Below are 15384 nucleotides of genomic sequence, written 5' to 3' on the forward strand. Positions count from 1 at the left end.
CGCCGTTGTCATGGCAGCATGTCTCCCACCGAAACGGACGTGGAGGCGCCGATGCGATGGCTGGTGGGCTGGAGCAGTGTCGCCGCGAGCTTCGCAACGACCGGGGGAGCACGGACGGGGACGGCGAACGGCTCGTACGGGGCGGGGGCCCACGGCTCGTACGACGCGTACGGCTCCGGTTCCCCGGTCACGACGGACCACGGCGGGTACGGCCCCGGCGCGGCGGCCCACGGACCCTACGGCCCGGACCGGGCGACGGCGGCCGAGGGGCGCACGGTGCAACCGGTGGGCGCACAACTCCTGTGGGGCGGACCGGATCCGCTGTGGGCGGTCGGCGACTGGCGTCCCGACGAAGTCCGGGTCGTGGCCGTCGACGACCACACCCACATCGCCGTCCTCGGCTGCTGCGCCGCGGGCGACGACGAACTGCGCAGGGGACTGCTCACCGCGCGCGGGGGCGCCCTGCGGCACCTCACGGCCTGGCCGGGAAGCTACACCGCCGTCGTCAAGGCCGGCCGCCGCGTCACCGTCACGGGTGACCTCGCGGGAGCCCGGCCGGTGTTCCACACCCCGTGGCAGGGCGGCACCGCGTACGCCACCGCCGCCCTGCCCCTCGCCGACCTCGTCGAGGCCCAGCTCGACATCGGCCACCTGGGCGCCCTGCTCGCCTGCCCCGAGACGCCGGAGGCGCTGCGCGACTCCACCCCCTACGAGGGGGTCCGCCGGGTGCCGCCCGGCCACGCGCTGATCCTGCGGGAGGGCTCGCGCGAGATCACCGGGTACGAACAGGTCGCCTCGCTCGCGGTCGCGACCCCCGAGTCCGACCCCCGGCAGGCCGTCGAAGGGGTCAGGGACGCCCTGGTCGAAGCCGTACGGGCCCGGCTCACCGCCCCCCGGCACGCGCCCGAGGCGCCGCTCCCCGACCCCGGCCCGGTCCCCGGCATGGGCCCCGCCGACCGGCGCGCGGCCCGGGGCGGCCGCCCGGCGCCCGGCATCGGCGCCGACCTGTCCGGCGGCAGCGCCTCCGGCACCCTCGCCCTCCTGGCGGCCGGGCTCCCCGGGGTGCCGGGCACGATCACCGGGCACGGCACGGGAGCGGGGGAGCGGCTGCTCGCCGTCACCTTCAACGACCTGGCCACGCGCGCGGGTTCGGACCGCGAGGACGAGCTGACGCGGGCCCGGGAGCTGGCCGCCGACCCGCGCCTGCACCACGTGGTCGTCGCGGCCGGCGAGGAGGCGCTCCCGTACGCCGCCCTGGACGGGCCGCTCACCGACGAGCCGGGGCCCGCGCTGGTCACGGCCGAGCGGCACCGGCGGCGGCTCGCGGGCGGCAGCGCCGACCACTTCACCGGCATGGGCGCCAAGCAGGTCCTGGACGCGCACCCGGCGCGCCTCGCCGACCTCCTGATGGACCGCAGACGCCGCTCCCTGGTGCGTCCCGTCACCGCGCTCGCCAAGGCCTCGGGCCCTTCGGCGGGCGCGCTCCTGGTGCCGCTGACCGTGTACCGGGCGGCCCGGAAGCTGGCCCGCACCCCGTACCGCACGGGTCTGGAGACGGCGGCCCGGCGGGTCCTGGAGGCGAACCGCACCGCCCCCGACGGCTTCGGCCCCCTGGAGGCCTCCCTCTCCGCCCTCGCCTGGTCGCGGCCGGGCCCGGCCGCGCGCTGGCTGACGGGGGAGGCACTGGCTGAAGTATCGGTTCGCCTCAACCGGGCCGCGACCCTCCCGTCCTCCGTCCAGCGCCCCGGCGAGGCACGCGCGCGTGCGGCCCTGGCCCGGGCCGCCGCCGACCACCGGGTCCTGGAACAGGCCGCCGAGATCCGCGGCCAGCGCCTGCACGCCCCCTTCCTCGACAACCAGGTCGTACGGGCCTGCCGCGCCCTCCCCGAATCGCTCCGGGTCCAGCCGGACGCCCGCGCCGGGATCCTGCGCACGGTCCTGACCGGCGCCGGCGTCCACGAGCTGCCGCCGGGCTGGGGCGCCCCCCACCCGGCCGTCCCGGCCGCCGCCGTCCGCGCGGGCCTGCGCGCCGCCCTCCCCCAGCTCCTGGCCCTCTTCGACGCGCCGCTCCTCGCGGACGCGGGCCTGATCGAGGCCCGCGTCGTCCGCGAGGCCCTCCGCGCCGCCGCCGACGGCGAACCCGTCCCCCTCGACGGCCTCGCCGACCTCGTCTCCACCGAACTCTGGCTCCGCCGCCTCCTCGCCCGCCGCGGCTCCTGCTGGACCAACACCACGGAACCCCGCGCCCACCGCGCGGTCCAGGGGCCCCTGATCCCGGCGTCGAGGTCCCTCCCGGCGTGAGGCCCCGCAGGGCGCGAGAATGCCCCCATGACGACGGTGGAACGGCTCCTCGAACTGCGCAGTGCCCGGGAGCCCGAGGGGACACGGGTGGAGCTCATCGAGGGGGAGGTCTGCGTCAGCCCACTCGGCGACGGGCAGCACGCGGAGGTCGTGGCGGAGCTGTCCGATCAACTGACGGCCCGTGAGAGGCAGCTCGGCTGCTACACCGGCATCGGACTGAGAGTGCCCGGAGCGCCGAGCGGACCGAGCGAACCAGGTGGGCCGGGCAGGGCGGACGGGCGTGCGGAGCCGGTCGACAACCTCATCCTGCCGGATCTCGTCCTCGCCCCCAGGGGCAGCTTCAAGAACGAACTGGTCTGGCAGACCGCCGACCCCGTCCTCCTCGTCGCCGAGGTCACCTCCTCCTCCACCGCGAGCCGCGACCGCGTCCAGAAGATCCGGGCCTACGCGCGCGCGGGGATCCCCCTCTACCTCCTGATCGACCGCGAGGCCGGCGAAGCCGTCGTGTGCTCCGGACCGGCGGGGGACGACTACGACCACAAGGCCGTCCACAAGCTGGGGACGCCCGTCCCGATCCCCGCACCCCTGGGCTTCACCCTGGACACGGCCGAGTTCTGACACCCCCCGTCTCCGGGCCGAGCCCGGGGAAACCCCGAGGCGCGCCCCCACCGTGCCCGCCACAATGAACCGGTGCGGTATCTCATCCTCGGCACCACCGAGGCCCTTCGGCCCGACGGCACCCCCCTTCCCCTCGGCGGTGCCCGGCTGCGTGCGCTCCTCGCCGCGCTCGCGGTGCGCGGTGGACGGTCCGCCTCCGTCGGTGAGCTCGCCGACGACGTGTACGGGGACGATCCGCCGCAGGACGCGTCCGCCGCCCTCCAGGCCCTGGTGGGCCGCCTCCGCCGGATCCTCGGCAGGGAGGCCGTCGCCTCCGCGCCCGGCCCCGGCTACCGGCTCGTCGCCGGGCCCGAGGACATCGACCTGTACGTCTTCGAGCGCCGGGCCGCGCAGGCCGCCGCCCGTCTCGACGCCGGAGACCCCGACACCGCCGCCGCCCTCCTCCGGGAGGCCCTCGGCCTCTTCCGCGGCCCCGCCCTCGCCGACCTGCCGGACCCGGCGGGCGTCCGGCCCGAGGCCCAGCGGCTCGCCGCCCTCCGCCACCGCGTCGAGGCGGACCTGCGCCGGGGCGCCACCGACGGACTCGTACCGGAACTGACCGAACTCACCACCGCGCACCCGTACGACGAGGCCTTCCACGCCCAGCTCGTCCGCGCCCTGCGGGCCGAGGGCCGCCACGCCGACGCCCTCGCTGCGTACGAGTCGGCCCGCCGCGCCCTCGTGGACGCCCTCGGCACCGACCCCGGCCCCGAACTCACCGCCCTCCACCGCGAACTCCTCACGGGCCCGCCCCCGCCCCGCCCCGCACCCGCCGAGAGCCCCGCCGGCAACATCCGCCCCCGCCTCACCTCCTTCGTCGGCCGCGAGCCCGAGCTCGACGCGCTCCGGGCCGACCTCGCCGGCTCCCGGCTCGTCACGCTCACCGGCCCCGGCGGAAGCGGCAAGACGCGGCTCGCCGAGGAGGCCGCGCTGCGGACCGGAGGCCCCGCCACCTGGATCGCCGAACTCGCCCCGCTCGACGACCCCGGAGCCGTCCCCGGCGCCGTCCTCTCCGCGCTCCGCCTCCGCGAGACCACCCTGATCGCCCGCGACGGCGCGCCCCTCCAGCACGACCCGACCGCCCACCTCGTGGAGCACCTCGCCGACCGCCCCCTCCTCCTCGTCCTCGACAACTGCGAGCACGTGATCGACGCGGCCGCCGCCCTCGCCGAGACCCTCCTCACCCACTGCCCCCGGCTCCGCGTCCTCGCCACCAGCCGCGAACCCCTCGGCGTCCCCGGGGAGACGGTCCGCCCCGTCGAACCCCTCCCGCCCGACCCCGCCCACCGCCTCTTCGTCGAACGCGCCCGCGCCGTACACCCCTCCTTCGGCGCGAAGGGACCCCGGGACCGGGACGGCGCCGCGGCCGTCGACGAGATCTGCCGCCGCCTCGACGGCCTGCCCCTCGCCATCGAGCTCGCCGCCGCCCGCCTCCGCCTCCTCACCCCCCGCCAGATCGCGGACCGCCTCGACGACCGCTTCCGCCTCCTCACCTCCGGCTCCCGCACCGTCCTGCCCCGCCAGCAGACCCTGCGCGCGGTCGTCGACTGGTCCTGGGACCTGCTCGACCCGGACGAGCGCACCCTGCTCCGGCAGGTCTCGGTCTTCGCCGGAGGCTGGGACCTCGCCGCAGCCGAGGCCCTCTCCCCGCACGCCGCCGACACCCTGGGCGCCCTGGTCGACAAGTCCCTCGTCGTCGCCGCCCCCGCAGAGGACGGCGAGATGCGCTACCGCCTCCTGGAGACCATCCACGAGTACGCGGCCGAGCGCGCCGCCGAGACCCCCGCCCTGCTCGCCGCCGCCGAAGCCGCCCACACCGCCCGCTTCACCGCCCTCGCGGAGGCCGCCGAACCCGAACTGCGCTCCGGCGGACAGCTCCCCTGGATCGACCGGCTCGAACGCGACCTCGACAACATCCGCGCCGCCCTCCACCGCACCCTCGTCACCGCCCCCGACGAGACCGCCGCCCTCCGGCTCGTCTTCGCCATGGGCTGGTTCTGGTGGCTGCGCAACTACCGCTCCGAGGGCCTGGCCTGGACCGAACGCGCGGTCGCCCTCGGCGAGGACCCCGACGATCCGGCCGACCCGCGCCACTGGCCCCGGATGCACCTGCGGATGCTGTACTTCTTCCTCGCGATCGAGAACCACACCGTCGCGGAGCTCCGCGACGACCCCGACACCCTCGCCCTCGTACGGCGGGTGCGGTCCGCGTTCGGGGACGAGCCGGGGCCCGAGGCCGCCCGCTTCCCCGGCCTGCTCTGGCCGTTCACCGAGGCCTTCAACGAGATCCAGGCCGAGGAGCCGACCGAGCTGCGGGACCTCCTCGACACCGCGCTCGCCAACTGCCGCCGCCACGGAGGCGACTGGGAGGTCGGCGTCACCCTGATGTTCCGCACGCACATGGTCGTCGACATGCCCGGCGGCCAGGCCGACGTGGACGAGGACCTGGCCGAGCTCCGCGTCCTCGCCCGCCGGGTCGGCGACCGCTGGATGGGGGCGCAGATCGCGAGCGCGGCGGCCGAGTCCTCCATGATGCGCGGCCGGTACGAGGAGTCCCGGGCGGACTACGAGGAGGCGCTCCGCCTCGCCCGCGAGGTCGGCGCCCACGCCGAGTCCCCCTTCCTCCTCGCCCGTCTCGCCGAGATCGCCTACCGCTCCGGCGACATGGAGACCGCGGAGGAGGGCCTCGCCGAGGCCTCGGTGGAGGCCGAGCGCCACCACGTCGGGGACGCCCGGCCCTTCGTCTGCTTCCTGGGCGCCGCCATCGCCCTCCACCGGGGCGACATGGAGGAGGCCCGCGCCCACGTGGCGGAGGCGGGCCGTCTGGTCGAGGCCGGAAGCCCGCCGCCGCACTTCTCGGCCGCGGTCATCGGACTCGCCGCCCGCGTCGAGGCGTACGGGGGCGGGGGCGCCGCGGCCGTCACCTCCGCCGCGACCGCGCTGCGCGCCGCGCGGGACGCCCACTGCGCGGACCTCATCGCCGCGGCGCTCGGCGAGGGGCTCGCGGTCGCCCTGTCCCGGGCGGACGAACCCGCCTCCGCCGCGACGGTCCTGGCCGCCGTCGACTCCTGGCGCCGCGACCTGCCCCGCTCGGTCCCGGAGCGGGAGGAGGCCGAGGCGGTGACGGCCCGCTCGCTCGCCGCCCTCGGCGCACCGGGCCTCGCCGCCGCCCGGACGGCGGGCGAGGGTCTGGACGTCGACGGGGTCCTGTCCCTCGTGAAGGACTTCCTCCAGGACGCTGGGGAGAACCCCTCGCAGGGCTCCCCGGGCGGCGTCAGGAGCAGCTGATCCGGGACTGCGCCCAGTTCGCGATCGCGGCCCGCCCCAGCGGGCCCGTCTCCTCGACCACGAGCCGGATCCGGGAGCGGCCGGTGATGTCGACGTGCACCGGGACCGGCGGGTCGCCCGCCTCGATCACGCCGGACCGCCAGAGCCGCTGCCCGTCCCCGTACACGGAGAAGCGGACGCCGCCCATGCCGAACAGGGCGCTCAGGTCGTCGATCCCGACCACCGCGTCGTAGCTTGTGCACTGCCGGTTGAGGTCGATGACCAGCGAGGACGGCGCGTGGACGCTCACCCCGTACGGGTACCGGGTGCCGCCGGTGGAGAGGCCCCTGCGCTGCCACATGAAGCCGCTCTCCGCCATGGACACCTCGGGCTTGGTGCCGTCGCCGAAGATCCCGTAGTCCAGCTCGTCGACCTGGTAGACGGTCGGCGGCGCGGGCGCGGGCTTCTCGGGGCTCGGCGTCGGCTTCGGGGTCGGCCTCGGACTGGTCGGCGTCGGCTTCGGTTTCGGCTTCGGGGCGGGCGTCGGCTTCGGACCGGCCGGCGGCGACGGCCTCGGCGGCTCCGGGGACGGGGAGGCGGGAGGCGTCGGCTCCGGCGTCGGAGTCGCCTTCGGCGCGGGCTTCACCGGGGCGGCCGCCGCCACCGGCTCGGGCGCCGGGGGCTCGGCCGCCACGGGCGGAACGGGCGGTACGGGCTTCGCCGCCGGTTCCGGCTCCGCCGGTGGCGCGGGCTCCTGCGGCGCCACCGGGGTGACCACCGGCTGCGAGGGCTTGGGCGCGGCCACGGGCTCCGGGTCCCCGGCCATGGCCCAGGCGAGTCCGGCGGCCGCGGCGACCGCCATGACCGCCGCGATCCCGGCCTTGGCGGGCGCGCCGAGCCCCTCGGCCGCGGCACCGCCCGAGGCGGCACCTCCCGAGGCCCCGGAGGCGGCGGCGGCCGCGCCCGCACCGGCCGCGGCGGCGGTCCCGCCCGCGACGACCCCCGCCGCCTTGAGCGAGTACCCGGCGGCGAACCAGCCGATGACGGCGACCGGCAGCAGCGCGGGGATCCCGGCGTTCACGTGCGCCAGCTCACCGGCGGCGAGCCGGCACTTGGCGCACTCCTCCAGGTGCTTGCGCAGACCGCGCTCGGCCCGCATCCGCAGCCCGCCGCGCGCGTAGGCGCCGAGCCGGTCCGCGTACCGGGCGCAGTCGCCGCCCGCCGTCAGGGACTGGCTGACGTGGGCCTGGAGGTAGGCCTGCTTGAGCCCCTCGCGGGCCCGGCTGGCGAGCACGGCCGTGGCGTTGGCGGTCAGCCCGAAGAGCGGGGCGACCTCGCTCGGCGACTCCTCCTCGACGGTGGTGTGCCACAGCACGGCCTGCCACCGCTCGGGCAGCGACCGGAAGGCCTGCATGGCGAGCGACTGCTCGGCCTCGTGCATGGCCCGGACGTCCGCGCCGAGGTCCATCGTGTCCTGGTCGGAGACCTCGGAGGAGCGGGCGGCCTCCGCCGCGAACACCGCGAAGTCCTCGACCAGGTGCTCCCGCTTCTGCGTCCTGGCCCAGCTCGCCGCGACCCGCCGGACGGTGGTCATGAGGTAGGCGCGGACCGCCTGCTCGGGCCCGGCCCCGCCCCGTACGGCCTGGAGGGTGCGGGCGAACACCTCGGCGGTGAGGTCGTCGGCGGTGTGCGCGTCGCGGCAGCAGGTCTTGGCGTACCGGCGCACGGCCTCGGAGTGGCGGCGGAACAGCTCCTCGTACGCGGAGTCGTCGCCGTCCCGCATGAGCTGGACGAGATCGGCGTCGGAGGGCGGCAGTTCGAGGGGCGGCGGAAGGACCCCACCGGCGTCGCTCTCGGCCTCGTCCTCGGCGCCGGTCCCGCCCTGGAGATCGCCGCCGACCTCCGCGAAGCCTGTCCCGTCGGGCCCGGCTCCGGCGGCCGCCCCCGCGACGGCCCCGGTTCCGGCTCCGGCGGGCTTCCCCTCACGCTGCTGCGGAACGCTCGCGTCGAGCGGATCGACGTACCCGGGAGAACCCGGCGGCCCGACCGGGGAAGCACCGGACCCGCCCCCCGCACCGGAGGAACCCACCGGCCCGCCCTGGCTCGGCACCTGCCGGGCGGGCAGGCCTCCGGCCTCGGCGGTGCCGCTGTTTTTCAGCGGCTCGTCCCGACTCTCACCGCTCATCGCGGAAGCCCCCGTATACATGCTCAGAACCGAACACCGGCCAAGCCTGCCACAGAGCGCGGGCACGCCGAAGCGACCCGTCCACTTACCACTCGTCCGGGGCGACTTCTCGCATCCGGGCGTAACCGCTCACACGTTCGTGTCATGCTCGTTGGTCCGCCCGGACCACGGATCACACCGCCGGCGGAGAGCCCCGGACGCCTACCGGGACCGCAGGCCCTCCAGCAGGATGTCCAGGAGCCGCGACGAAGCCGCCGCCTGCTGCACCGCGTCCGGCAGGGCCGGCGCCGCGGTGGCGATGACGAGGAGGACGTCCGCCACGGTCACGTCCGCCCGCAGCTCACCCGCCTCCCGCGCCCGGTCGACCAGCCGCCCGACGACCTCCAGGAGCTCCGCGGCCCCCGCGTCGTCCCGCTCCTCGGCCGGCACGCCGCGCGGCGCGAACACCCGCCCGTCCGCCTGCCCGTCGCCGCCCCGCTGGTACGGCACCCGGGCGTCGTCCGCGTCCTCGGCGACGGCCGGCGACACCGCGTCGTCCACGCGCACCCGCAGCACCTGCGGCGGCAGCAGCCGCCCCGCGCCCGAGGCCACCGAGGTCCGCAGGAACCGGGAGAGCGCCGACCACGGCTCCTCCTCCTGACCGAGCGCGGCCCGCGCCTGCTCGGTCAGCCGGGCGGTCTCCTCCTCGGCTATCCGGCGCACCAGCACGTCCTTGCTGGGGAAGCGCCGGTAGACGGTGCCGACCCCCACGCGCGCGCGCCGCGCCACGTCCTCCATCGGAGCCCCGTAGCCGAGCTCGCCGAACACCTCGCGCGCGGCCCGCAGCACGTGCTCCAGATTGCGCTGGGCGTCCACCCGCAGCGGCGCGGCCCTGCCGCCCGCCACCGACCCGCCGTTGCGCTCGGAGGCGACGGCCCCCGCGGCGCGCGCGTCGTCGACGGCCAGCGCTCCGGCGCCCGGCTGCCAGCGTGCATCCTGCATCTGCATAAGCGTTCCCCCGCTCATGATGTCTCCCCCCGGAGACTCCCCGCCCTGATGCGGGGTTTCCGGCCGACGAGCGCTTCGGTCCACGCGCTTCCATCCGACACCCCGACGAAGTACGAACATAGTTGAGTCGGAGTCAATTCAGAAGGGGGTGTTCCGCACGGTCCGCCCCCCGATCGGAGCAAGGCCCGGATCACTCCCGTTTCCCACCCCCGGCCGAACCCGCCCCGGCCTCCGTGACCTGGGCCGATCCCACCGCCCTCCCCGCACGCGCCACCCCGCGCCTCCGTACCCCTCCGGTCACACAATTTGTCGAGCCTGTGGACAAACAACGGGCGGGGGTGCGTCATGGGACAGTGACCGAACCTGCGCGCATTCTCGTGGTCGGCGGTGGATACGTCGGCATGTACACCGCGCTGCGCCTCCAGCGGCAGCTCAGGGCGGAACTCCGATCCGGCGCCGCCGAGATCGTCGTGGTCACCCCCGAGCCGTACATGACGTACCAGCCGTTCCTGCCCGAGGCCGCGGCCGGCTCCATCTCCCCGCGCCACGTCGTCGTGCCGCTGCGCCGCGTCCTCGACCGCTGCCGGATCCTCATCGGCGAGGTCGGGTCCGTCGACCACGCCAAGCGGACCGCGACCCTCACCACCCTCGCCACCGAGGAGGAGGGCACCGGCCCCGTCGAGCTCACCTACGACGAGCTGGTCATCGCGCCCGGCTCCGTCTCCCGCACCCTCCCGGTCCCCGGCCTCGCCGAGCACGGCATCGGCTTCAAGACCGTCGAGGAGGCCATCGGCCTGCGCAACCACGTCATCGAGCAGATGGACATCGCCTCCTCCACCCGCGACCCCGCGATCCGCGACGCCGCCCTCACCTTCGTCTTCGTCGGCGGCGGCTACGCGGGCGTGGAGGCGCTCGCCGAGCTGGAGGACATGGCCCGCTACACCGCCCGGTACTACCACAACATCAAGCCCGGCGACCTGCGCTGGATCCTCGTCGAGGCCACCGACCGGATCCTCCCGGAGGTCGGCGAGAAGATGGGCCGGTACGCCGTCCGCGAGCTGCGCGCCCGGAACGTCGACGTGCGCCTGCGGACCCGGCTCGACTCCTGCGAGGACCGGGTCGCCGTGCTCAGCGACGGCACCCGGCTGCCCACCCGCACCGTCGTCTGGACCGCCGGCGTCAAACCCGCCCCCCTCCTCGCCGCCACCGACCTCCCGCGGAACGAGCGCGGCCGGATCCGCTGCACCGCCCGGCTCTCCGTCGAGGGCGTCGAGCACGCCTGGGCCGCGGGCGACGCCGCCGCCGTTCCCGACGTCACCTCCGGCGAACCCGGCAGGGAGTGCGCGCCCAACGCCCAGCACGCCGTCCGCCAGGCCCGGGTCCTCGCCGAGAACATCACCGCCTCCCTGCGCGGCCGGCCGCTCAAGGAGTACGCGCACGCGTACGCGGGATCCGTGGCCTCCCTCGGCCTCCACAAGGGCGTCGCCCACGTCTACGGACGCAAACTCAAGGGATACCCGGCGTGGTTCATGCACCGGGCCTACCATCTGAGCCGGGTCCCCACCTTCAACCGGAAGGCCCGCGTCCTGGCCGAATGGACCTTGTCAGGCCTGTTCAAACGGGAGATCGTCTCCCTCGGCTCGCTGGAACACCCCCGCGCCGAATTCGAACTCGCGGCCTCCCCGCCACCGGGCGACGACGACAAGCCGTCGTCCTGACATCACTGTCAGTGCACTCGTCCACACTGGACGTGTGACCATAGGTGGGCTCACACCTGCACAGCGTGACTCTGCACGGCACCGACACCACGAGGCATACAGATCCGTGAACTTCACCCGTTGGAGCGCCCGGCTCCCCGGAACGCAGCGCCGCACGGCGCGGGGGACCGAAGGCTCCGTGCCCGCCGCCCGCGGTGAGCACGGGCAGCAGCTGGACCGGCCCGCCGACGTCGCCGAGGACGTCCCCTCCCTGGAGGACTTCTCCGTACGGGAGCTCCTCGGCCGCCTCCCCGGCCTGGTCGCGCTCGTGTACGGCCCGGAGCACCGCATCGCGTACGTCAACGACGCCTACGCCGCCGCCTTCGGCCACCGCACCCCCGGCGCCACCGTCGCCGCCACCTGCCCGGAGGCCGAGGACCTGGGCCTGCTGCCCCTCATGGACCAGGTCCTGCGCAGCGGCAAGCCCCGTACGGTCAAGTCCCGCCGCACCCGGGACGGCGGCTCGTACACGGTCACCTGCCTGCCCGTCGACAGCCCCCGGCTCGACGGCGGCGCCGTCCTCGTCCACGCCGCGGACGTCACCGACCACGCCGAGGCCGCCGAGCGGCTGCGGGCCAGCGAGCGCAAGCACCGCGAGACCGCCGTCACCCTCCAGCGCTCCCTGCTCCCGCAGGACCTGGAGCAGCCCGACGACCTGCGGATCGCCGCCACCTACCAGCCCGGCGGCACGGACGCGGCCGTCGGCGGCGACTGGTACGACGTGATCACCCTCGGCGCCGGCCGCACCGCGCTCGTCATCGGCGACGTGATGGGCCGGGGCGTCCGCGCCGCCGCCGTCATGGGCCAGCTCCGCACCGCCGTCCGGGCGTACGCGCGCCTGGACCTGCCCCCGCACGAGGTCCTCCAGCTCCTCGACGGCCTCGCCGCCGAGATCGACGCCAGCCAGATCGCCACCTGCGTGTACGCGATCCACGACCCCAACGAGGGCAAGCTGGTGTACGCCTCCGCCGGCCACCTCCCGATCCTCGTACGGGACGAGGACGGCACCGTCCGCCGCGCCGAGGACCCCACGGGCCCGCCGCTCGGCACCGGCGGCTGGCTCCACACCTCGGGCTCCATCGCGCTGCCGCCCGGCTCCACCGCCGTCCTCTACACCGACGGCCTGGTGGAGCGGCGCCGCGAGGACATCGACGAGGGCGTCGCCGCCCTGGCCCGCGCCCTCTCCGGCGCCAGCGGCACCCCGCAGGTGGTCTGCGACCGGCTCCTGCGCTCCCTGGGGGTGACCGCCGAGCACGACGACGACGTCGCCGTCCTGGTCGTCCAGCACCCCTCCCGGGAGGGGACGGACGCGGAGCTCTTCCACAACGCGGCCCTGGAGCTCCTCGGCGGGATCGAGGCGGCTCCCCGCGCGCGTGCCTTCGCCTCCGGGGTCCTCTCCAGCTGGCGCTTCCCGGTCGAGCTGCGCGACCTGGGGGTCCTGGCCACCAGCGAGCTGGTGGGGAACTCCCTCCAGCACGGCACCCCGCCCATGCGCCTGCGGCTGCGCCGCACCGACCGGCGCCTGATCATCGAGGTCACCGACGGGGACGACCACCTGCCGCGCCGCCGCAGGGCGGAAACGGAGGACGAGGCGGGTCGCGGGATCTCGATCATCGCGACGATCGCCTCGTCCTGGGGAAGCCGCCGCACCCCGGGCGGCGGCAAAGCGGTCTGGTGCGAGTTCGCCCTGAAGGACTAGGGCACCGGGGTACTAGGACGCGCCGACCGTGACGTCCTTCGCGGCCGGCTCGTGCCGGACGACGACCTTCGACGGCCGGAGGGCCAGGGAGGGCTGGTTCTGCTCGGGGGTCAGCTGCTTGCCCAGCCGGACGGCCAGGAAGGTGATCCCGAGCGAGAAGAGCACGAAGGTCACGATGTACGGCCCGTGCAGCGCGGCCCCCATGGGCCCGCCCACGGCCGGACCGACGGCCAGCGCCAGCTGCTTCACCAGGGCGAAGGCCGAGTTGTACTGCCCGACCATCGACTCCGGCGCCAGATCGGCCACCAGCGGCGCCACGGTCGGCGACAGCATCGCCTCGCCGAGCCCGAAGAGCGCGTACGTGGCGACGAAGGCCGCCGTCGCCATGGCCTGGCTGCCGTGCCCGAGGCCCGCGTACCCGGCGATGAGCCACGCCATGGTCCAGATCAGGCCCACGGCCGCGATCACCCGGGACCGCTTGCGGCGCTCGACGAACTTGAGCACCAGGAACTGGGCCAGCACGATCACCGCCGTGTTGGCGGCGAGCGCGAGCCCCAGCGCGGACGGCTGGATCCCGGCGGCCTCGGTGCCGTACGCGGCGAGGCCCGACTCGAACTGTCCGTAGCAGGCGAAGAAGAGGACGAAGCCGAGGACGCACAGCTGCACCATCGCCTTGTGCCCGAGCAGCGCGCGGACGCCGCCGCCCTTGCCCGCGCCGGACGGCCGGGCGTCCTGGAGCGCGGGGGAGCCCGGCATCCGGACGGTCCCGACGATCCCGGCGAGCACCAGGAACATCGCGGCCTCGATCGAGAACAGCAGGATGAAGCTGCCCGGCCGGCTGGTGTCGACCAGCTGCCCGCCGATCAGACCGCCGACGCCGAGGCCCAGGTTCTGCAGGAAGAACTGCGTGGCGAACGCCCGGGTGCGCCCGACGGGCGTCGAGCACCAGACGATCATCGTGGCGAGGGCCGGCTGGAGGACGGCCGTACCGGCACCGAGCAGCGCCGCCGCCCCCACGGCCGCCGGCACGCTGGAGGCGAAGCCCATCCCCACCGCGCCCACGGCGGCGACGACCGAGGCCACGAGCAGCACGGGCACGGGCCCGCGCCGGTCGATGGCCCGCCCGCTGAAGGGCAGCACCACGAGCGCGGCCATGGCGAAGACGGCGAGCACGATGCCCGCCGTGGCCGCGCCCAGATCCCGCACCTGTGCCACGTACACATAGAGGTACGGCACGGTGAAGCCGAGTCCGAACGCGCTCAGCGCGCTGCCTGCCTGAATCCGGCGCATCGTCGCGCCCCTCGCCTCGGTCACACTCACCCACTTCGGTCGCGGGTTCAGTCCTGTAGCCCTGAACCCTGAAGACTTAAAAGCTAAAGTTAACGTCTCAACTGTACACATCGAAGGACTTCAACGCCAACGGGGCCCGTGGGATACTCGCCGCATGTCCGAAAACCCCGAGCGGTCCGGCCCGCAGGCTCTCCAGGAGCCGAGCCTCGACGAGCAGATCGCCGCCTACCAGCGCGAGTTCCGCGACCTCGACCCCCAGGTCGAGAAGGTCGTCTCCGCCCTCGGCCGGCTGAACCGACGGATGAACGTGGCGTACGGACGCCAGCTCGCCGACCTCGGCATCAGCAACGCCGAGTGGGAGGTCCTCAAGACGCTGGTCCTCTCCGGGGAGCCCTACCGGCTCGGCCCCGGCGAGCTGGCCAAGCGCCTGGGCCTCACCCCGGCCGCGATGACCCACCGCATCGACCGCATGGCGGGAGAAGGCCTGGTCACCCGCGACCGCGACGAGAACAACCGGGTCCGCGTGATCGTCGAGCTCACCGACGAGGGCCGCACGAAGTGGCTGGAGGCCATGCGCATGGCCACCGCCTTCGAGGAGGACCTCCTCCAGGACCTCAGCACGGAGGAGAAGGGCGTCCTGGGCGACGTCCTCATCCGCCTCCTCCGCCGCGTGGAGCACACCCAGCCCGACGCCGGCGGCCGGCTGACGGACCTCGATTGAGGCCGTGGCGGGCGGGGTAGGGGGTGGGGTTGACACGCCCCTCCCGGATGCGTAGTGTTCTCCGAGTTGTCACGGAGCCGGAACGGTTCTGCGACAGCCACTCCCGCCGCTCATGCGGCACCTCTTCTCAGCACGATCTCCCTCATCGGGAAGAATTTCGCCATGCCGAAATTCATTTCGAAAGACTCGATTATGAGTCGCCGGGGGAATCCGCTAGAGTTTGAGACGTCGGAACGGCCCAACAGCCGGAAAGACAACTCCCGCTGACCGGGAATCAGACGCCGAAAGGATCTGATAGAGTCGGAACCGCCGGAAGGGCCCGGAGCGAAAGCGAAAGGGACCGGAAAGCACCGAGTAAATCGGATCGGAAAGATCTGATAGAGTCGGAAACGCAAGACCGAAGGGAAAAGCCCGGAGGAAAGCCTGCGAGGGTGAGTACGAAGGAAGCGTCCGTTCCTTGAGAACTCAACAGCGTGCCAAAAATCAACGCCAGATTAGTTGATACCCCGTCCGACCGGAT

Annotated in this window: 9 protein-coding genes; 6 read left to right on the forward strand and 3 right to left on the reverse strand. The window is 74.7% G+C overall.

The window, feature by feature from the left end:
• Positions 1 to 51 precede the first annotated feature (51 nt).
• From ACIQVI_RS32315 to ACIQVI_RS32325, 3 genes are all read left to right on the forward strand, one after another.
• Positions 52 to 2301 (forward strand): asparagine synthase-related protein, encoded by a 2250-nt coding sequence (locus ACIQVI_RS32315; RefSeq protein ID WP_403602462.1) that lies wholly within the window; start codon positions 52 to 54, stop codon positions 2299 to 2301.
• A gap of 27 nt (positions 2302 to 2328) precedes the next feature.
• The gene (locus tag ACIQVI_RS32320) at positions 2329 to 2919 is read left to right on the forward strand and encodes a Uma2 family endonuclease (RefSeq protein WP_403602436.1); all 591 of its coding nucleotides are present in this window, start codon (positions 2329 to 2331) and stop codon (positions 2917 to 2919) included.
• Between the two features lie 72 nt (positions 2920 to 2991).
• Positions 2992 to 6246, forward strand: a complete 3255-nt coding sequence (locus tag ACIQVI_RS32325; protein WP_403602439.1) for an ATP-binding protein — start codon at positions 2992 to 2994, stop codon at positions 6244 to 6246.
• Here ACIQVI_RS32325 and ACIQVI_RS32330 read toward each other — a convergent pair.
• Positions 6233 to 8410 (reverse strand): sigma-70 family RNA polymerase sigma factor, encoded by a 2178-nt coding sequence (locus ACIQVI_RS32330; protein ID WP_403602442.1) that lies wholly within the window; start codon positions 8408 to 8410, stop codon positions 6233 to 6235. The two genes, ACIQVI_RS32325 and ACIQVI_RS32330, sit on opposite strands and share 14 nt — an antisense overlap.
• Positions 8411 to 8611: 201 nt before the next feature.
• Positions 8612 to 9391, reverse strand: coding sequence for a helix-turn-helix domain-containing protein (locus ACIQVI_RS32335; RefSeq protein WP_351970991.1), 780 nt, complete (start codon positions 9389 to 9391; stop codon positions 8612 to 8614).
• A gap of 359 nt (positions 9392 to 9750) precedes the next feature.
• Here ACIQVI_RS32335 and ACIQVI_RS32340 point away from each other — a divergent pair, with 359 nt between their 5' ends.
• A complete protein-coding gene (locus ACIQVI_RS32340; protein WP_351970992.1) occupies positions 9751 to 11115 on the forward strand; it encodes an NAD(P)/FAD-dependent oxidoreductase in 1365 nt (454 codons plus the stop codon).
• A 106-nt stretch (positions 11116 to 11221) separates the two neighbouring features.
• Positions 11222 to 12853, forward strand: a complete 1632-nt coding sequence (locus tag ACIQVI_RS32345; protein ID WP_351970993.1) for a SpoIIE family protein phosphatase — start codon at positions 11222 to 11224, stop codon at positions 12851 to 12853.
• Between the two features lie 12 nt (positions 12854 to 12865).
• Here ACIQVI_RS32345 and ACIQVI_RS32350 read toward each other — a convergent pair whose 3' ends face one another.
• A complete protein-coding gene (locus tag ACIQVI_RS32350) occupies positions 12866 to 14143 on the reverse strand; it encodes an MFS transporter (protein WP_403602447.1) in 1278 nt (425 codons plus the stop codon).
• A 154-nt stretch (positions 14144 to 14297) separates the two neighbouring features.
• Between ACIQVI_RS32350 and ACIQVI_RS32355 the strand changes: the two genes are divergently transcribed.
• Complete coding sequence (locus ACIQVI_RS32355; RefSeq protein ID WP_053641016.1) at positions 14298 to 14864, forward strand: MarR family winged helix-turn-helix transcriptional regulator; 567 nt, start codon at positions 14298 to 14300, stop codon at positions 14862 to 14864.
• Positions 14865 to 15384 lie beyond the last annotated feature (520 nt).

Origin of the sequence: Streptomyces sp. NPDC098101, assembly GCF_044760185.1 — a bacterium.
GTDB lineage: Bacteria > Actinomycetota > Actinomycetes > Streptomycetales > Streptomycetaceae > Streptomyces.

What these genes read in the sequence shown, in the direction of transcription:
- ACIQVI_RS32355 (WP_053641016.1), top strand. Translation starts at nt 14,298, where the DNA reads ATGTCCGAAAACCCCGAGCGGTCCGGCCCGCAGGCTCTCCAGGAGCCG.
- ACIQVI_RS32320 (WP_403602436.1), top strand. Translation starts at nt 2,329, where the DNA reads ATGACGACGGTGGAACGGCTCCTCGAACTGCGCAGTGCCCGGGAGCCC.
- ACIQVI_RS32350 (WP_403602447.1), bottom strand. Translation starts at nt 14,143, where the DNA reads ATGCGCCGGATTCAGGCAGGCAGCGCGCTGAGCGCGTTCGGACTCGGC.
- ACIQVI_RS32330 (WP_403602442.1), bottom strand. Translation starts at nt 8,410, where the DNA reads ATGAGCGGTGAGAGTCGGGACGAGCCGCTGAAAAACAGCGGCACCGCC.
- ACIQVI_RS32315 (WP_403602462.1), top strand. Translation starts at nt 52, where the DNA reads ATGCGATGGCTGGTGGGCTGGAGCAGTGTCGCCGCGAGCTTCGCAACG.
- ACIQVI_RS32335 (WP_351970991.1), bottom strand. Translation starts at nt 9,391, where the DNA reads ATGCAGGATGCACGCTGGCAGCCGGGCGCCGGAGCGCTGGCCGTCGAC.